The organism is Streptomyces sp. (assembly GCF_050698815.1).
In the GTDB taxonomy this organism is placed as follows: Bacteria; Actinomycetota; Actinomycetes; order Streptomycetales; family Streptomycetaceae; genus Streptomyces.
On the sequence record NZ_JBOHCV010000729.1, the window covers coordinates 1 to 4,766 of the forward strand.

General features: G+C 70.4%; 5 protein-coding genes. 4 read left to right on the forward strand and 1 reads right to left on the reverse strand.

From position 1 onward, the window contains the following. Window positions 1-517, forward strand: a 517-nt coding sequence (gene prcB / locus ACRDP3_RS25885; protein WP_431519421.1) for a proteasome subunit beta, incomplete at its 5' end; no start/stop codon positions are given. 48 nt (window positions 518-565) lie between these two features. Beyond that, window positions 566-1,345 carry a proteasome subunit alpha gene (gene prcA, locus ACRDP3_RS25890; protein WP_431519422.1) on the forward strand — a complete coding sequence of 260 codons (780 nt, stop codon included), beginning with the start codon at window positions 566-568 and terminating at the stop codon, window positions 1,343-1,345. Window positions 1,346-1,411: 66 nt separating this feature from the next. Here the strand turns inward: prcA and ACRDP3_RS25895 are convergent, their stop codons facing one another. Further along, on the reverse strand, window positions 1,412-2,422 hold the full coding sequence (locus ACRDP3_RS25895; RefSeq protein WP_431519423.1) for a LacI family DNA-binding transcriptional regulator: 1,011 nt from the start codon (window positions 2,420-2,422) through the stop codon (window positions 1,412-1,414). A gap of 126 nt (window positions 2,423-2,548) precedes the next feature. Here ACRDP3_RS25895 and ACRDP3_RS25900 point away from each other — a divergent pair, with 126 nt between their 5' ends. Then, window positions 2,549-3,856 carry an MFS transporter gene (locus tag ACRDP3_RS25900; protein WP_431519424.1) on the forward strand — a complete coding sequence of 436 codons (1,308 nt, stop codon included), beginning with the start codon at window positions 2,549-2,551 and terminating at the stop codon, window positions 3,854-3,856. Between the two features lie 9 nt (window positions 3,857-3,865). After that, on the forward strand, window positions 3,866-4,766 hold a 901-nt coding region (locus tag ACRDP3_RS25905; protein WP_431519425.1), incomplete at its 3' end, for a proteasome accessory factor PafA2 family protein.

Consider the following 4,766-nt stretch of genomic DNA (forward strand, 5'->3'; position numbering starts at 1 on the left):
GCTGTTCCAGCTCGAGCTCGAGCACTTCGAGAAAGTCGAGGGGTCGCAGCTGTCCCTGGAGGGCAAGGCGAACCGGCTGTCGACGATGATCCGCAGCAATCTGGGCATGGCCCTGCAGGGCCTGGCCGTGGTGCCGCTCTTCGCCGGTTACGACGTGAACCGGGAGACGGGGCGCATCTTCAGCTACGACGTCACGGGCGGGAGGTCCGAGGAGCTGGGCTTCGCCGTCGTCGGCTCCGGTTCCGTATTCGCCCGCGGCTCGCTGAAGAAGCTCTTCCACGGGGAGCTGACGGAGCAGGAGGCGTCCACGGTGGTTGTCCAGGCGCTGTACGACGCGGCGGACGACGACTCGGCCACCGGCGGGCCCGACCTGGCGCGGAAGATCTACCCGATCGTGACGGTGATCACCGAGGACGGCTACCGGAAGCTGGCCGAGGCGGAGGTCTCCGAGATCGCCCGGACGGTGCACGAGGGCCGTCTGCAGCAGCCCAACGGGCCGCAGGCCCCGGTCCTCTAGCCCGCTCGGTCCGCTAGCAGTCGTCGATCAGAAAGGGACGGATAGCCGGTGTCGACGCCGTTCTATGTCTCACCCCAGCAGGCCATGGCGGACCGCGCCGAGTACGCCCGCAAGGGCATCGCGCGCGGGCGCAGCGTGGTCGTGCTGCAGTATGCCGAGGGCATCGTGTTCGTTGCCGAGAACCCCTCCCGCGCGCTGCACAAGGTCAGCGAGATCTACGACCGGATCGCCTTCGCCGCAGTCGGCAAGTACAACGAGTTCGAGAATCTGCGGATCGGTGGCGTGCGCTACGCGGACCTGCGTGGCTACACCTACGACCGCGACGACGTGACCGCGCGCGGCCTGGCCAACGTCTACGCCCAGACGCTGGGCACCATCTTCTCCAGCGCCGCGGAGAAGCCGTACGAGGTCGAACTGATCGTCGCGGAGGTCGGCGACGCGCCCGAGGACGACCAGATCTACCGGCTGCCGCACGACGGCTCCATCGTGGACGAGCACGGCTCGCTCGCGGTCGGCGGCAACTCCGACCAGATCAACACGTACCTGGAGCAGCGGCACCGTGACGACATGACGCTGGCCGAAGCGGTCAAGCTCGGCATGGAGTCCCTGGCCCGGGACAACAACGGCGGCGAACGTGAGCTGACAGCGGACCAGCTGGAGGTGGCCCTGCTCGACCGCAGCCGACCGCAACAGCGCAAGTTCAAGCGGGTGCTGGGCTCTCAGCTCAAGCGTCTGCTGGGGGAGAGCGACACCTCCTCGGCCGGCGGCCCGGCGGACGAGGACGCGTCCTCCGAGTCGACGGACGCGGAGCCGGAGGCCGACGACTGATCGGGCGTCCCCTCGCATCACCTCGTGCCCCGGCGGGCCAACGCCCGCCGGGGCACGCTTCGTTGCTCAGCGGCCGGCTGCGGGCGGGGCCGTGGAGCCCCGGCAGACCAGTTCGACCGGGAGCACCGGGGTGTGTGCCGTACGGCCCGCCAGCACGGTCAGCAGCGCGCGCATGCCCGCGGCGCCGACCTCTTCGGCGGGCAGCCGCACGGTCGTCAACTCGGGTTCCAGCGCCGTCGCCAGACTCAGGTCGTCGAATCCCGTCACGGAGACGTCCTGCGGAACACGCAGTCCCAGTCTCCTCGCGGCTTTGCACGCTCCTGCCGCCAGCAGGTCGTCGTCACAGATCAGCGCGGTGGGCCGGGGGGCGGCCGTCAGGGCGCGGGTCGCGGCACGAAGGGCGTCCTCGACACTGAGATCGGCCGGCTCGGTCCGCAGGCTGGTTCCCGCCGTCCCCCGCAGGGCCTGTGCCAGGGCACGCGCCCGTACGCCGAAGGTCCAGGTGTCCACCGCGGCGGCAAGGTGCGCGATGCGCCGGTGCCCCAGGCCGAGCACGTGCCCGGCGGCCTGGTGCATGCCGTCGGAGATGTCGAAGTTGACGGTGGCGGCGGCGCGGTCGCCCTGCGGATCGCTGTCCAGCATGACCAGGGGCAGTCCTCCCCCGCGCAGCGCGGCCAGCGCCTCGGGAGCCATCGAGGAGGCGATCACGCCGTCCAGTGCGGCACGTGCGGAGCCGAACGGGTCGACAGCCGGGCCGGTTCCCTCGGGTGACGGATAGAGGACCACACCGAAGTCGTGCTCCGCGGCGACGCCCGAGGCGCCCGCATGCACCCGGGCGAAGTAGTCATGGGTCAGGGCGGGGACGACGATCAGTGCCGTGCGGGTGCGGCCCAGCCGGAGGCTGCGAGCGGCGAGATTGGGCCGGTAGCCGAGTGTGCGGGCGGCCGCCCGCACGGTTTCGGCCGTACGTGGTGAGACCCGTCCCTGCCATTTCCCGCCCAGCACGAGGGAGACCGTCGCCTGTGAGACGCTCGCGTGCCGGGCGACATCGCGGCTGGTGGGCCGGGTGGTCGCCATCCGTGCCGCTCCTTCCCGGCCCGTGGCACGACGTGCCGGGGTGGACCGTGGGTCAGCGACATGATACGTATGACGGCGGACGTTATACGTACAACTGATCCACGCGGTGAGTGTGAGGAGCCGGTGATGGCGACGGGCTATGCCGAGCTGCTCCGCGCACGGCACGCGATGCGGCTGCTCACGGGCACCTTGATCGGCAGACTCCCGAACGCCACGGCGCCGCTCGCGATCGTCCTCTTCACCCGCGCCGAGGGCGGCGGTTACACACTGGCGGGCGTGCTGTCCGCCGTGTACGGGCTCGCGACCGCGGTGGGGCAGCCGCTGCTGGGACGGCTCGTCGACCTGTACGGCCAGCCGCGGGTGATGTTCACGGGGGCGTCGCTCTCCGCGCTGGGCATGGCGCTGTTCGCGCTGGTCGGCATCGACCCCGTGCCGTTGGCGGCGGTGTCGGTGCTGATCGCGGGATTGTTCACACCGCCGCTCGAGGGAGGCCTGCGGGCGCTGTGGCCGAGTGTGCTCAAGGGTCCCGACAGAGTGCACAGGGCGTACGCCCTGGACGCGGTCGCCCAGGAAGTGATGTTCGCCGCCGGGCCGCTGCTGGTGACCCTGCTCGTCGCTTTCGGGAACGAGGCGGCGGCACTGCTGGTCATCAACGCGCTCGGGGTGCTCGGCGCGCTCTGGGTGGTTCTCTCGCCACCGTCCCGCGCATGGCGTTCCGACCCGCGCGAGGCGCACTGGCTGGGCGCACTCCGCTCGGCCGGACTGCTCGCGCTGCTCGGCTCGTTCTTCTTCGTCGGTCTCGCCCTCGGCTCCATAGCGGTCGCCGCCGTCAGCTACGCGGACGACCACGGGGAAGCCCTCATCTCCAGTTATCTGCTCTCCGCCCTGGGTTTCGGAGCGCTCATCGGTGGTGTGGTGTACGGAGCGCGGAACTGGGCCGGAGTGCCGGAGCGGCGGCTGGTATGGCTGGTTTTCGCCCTTGCCGCCGGATACCTTCCGCTGATGCTGGTGCCCGGCGTGGCCGCGATGACGGCGCTGGCGGGCCTCTCGGGCGTCTTCCTGGCCCCGGCGCTGGCCTGCGCGTTCGTCGTCGTGGACCGGCATGCCCCGTCGGGCACCGTCACCGAAGCCTTCTCCTGGCTGGTCACCACCTTCGGGGTCGGCGCCGCCGCGGGTACGGCCGTGGTCGGCCCGGTCATCGAGTGGGGCGGGGACGCGGCGGGCTTCTCGGTCGCCGGAGCCGGGGGCGTCGCGGCGCTGTGCGTGCTGCTGCTGACGGGGCGGGCTCTGGCCGGGGCCGGTACCCGCACCGGCACCGTCGCCGTCGAGGGTCTTGCCGCAGGTCCTGGCCATGTGTCAGCACCGGTCACGGGGGCGGAAAATGATCGCAACGGTGCTGCCGAACCCGGTTTCAGAACAGGCCGTCAGGCGTAATGTTCAGTCATGGACCGCCGAATCTTCGGGCTGGAGAACGAGTACGGCGTCACGTGTACGTTCCGGGGACAGCGGCGTCTGTCCCCTTACGAGGTGGCGCGGTACCTCTTCCGCCGTGTCGTGTCATGGGGCCGCAGCAGCAACGTGTTTCTGCGCAACGGCGCCCGCCTGTATCTCGACGTGGGCTCCCACCCCGAGTACGCGACCCCCGAATGCGACAGCGTGACCGAGCTGGTCACCCACGACAAGGCAGGCGAGCGCATCCTGGAGGGTCTGCTCGTCGACGCCGAACGCCGCCTGCACGAGGAGGGCATCGCAGGCGACGTCTATCTCTTCAAGAACAACACCGACTCGGCGGGCAACTCCTACGGCTGCCACGAGAACTACCTGGTGGCCAGGCACGGGGAGTTCTCGCGGCTGGCGGATGTGCTCATCCCCTTCCTGGTCACGCGTCAGCTGGTGTGCGGCGCGGGCAAGGTGCTGCAGACCCCGCGCGGGGCCGTCTACTGCGTCAGCCAGCGGGCCGAGCACATCTGGGAGGGCGTCAGCTCCGCGACAACCCGCTCCCGGCCCATCATCAACACCCGCGACGAGCCGCACGCGGACGCGGAGCGTTACCGCCGGCTTCACGTCATCGTCGGCGACTCGAACATGTCGGAGACGACCATGCTGCTCAAGGTCGGCGCGACCGACCTCGTGCTCCGCATGATCGAGGCCGGCACCGTCATGCGCGACCTCACCCTGGAGAACCCGATCCGGGCCATCCGCGAGGTCAGCCACGACATCACCGGTCAGCGCAAGGTCCGGCTCGCCAGCGGCCGCGAGGCCTCCGCGCTGGAGGTGCAGCAGGAGTACTACGAGAAGGCCGAGGACTTCTGCGAGCGGCGCGGTATCCGCAGCGGCATGGTGG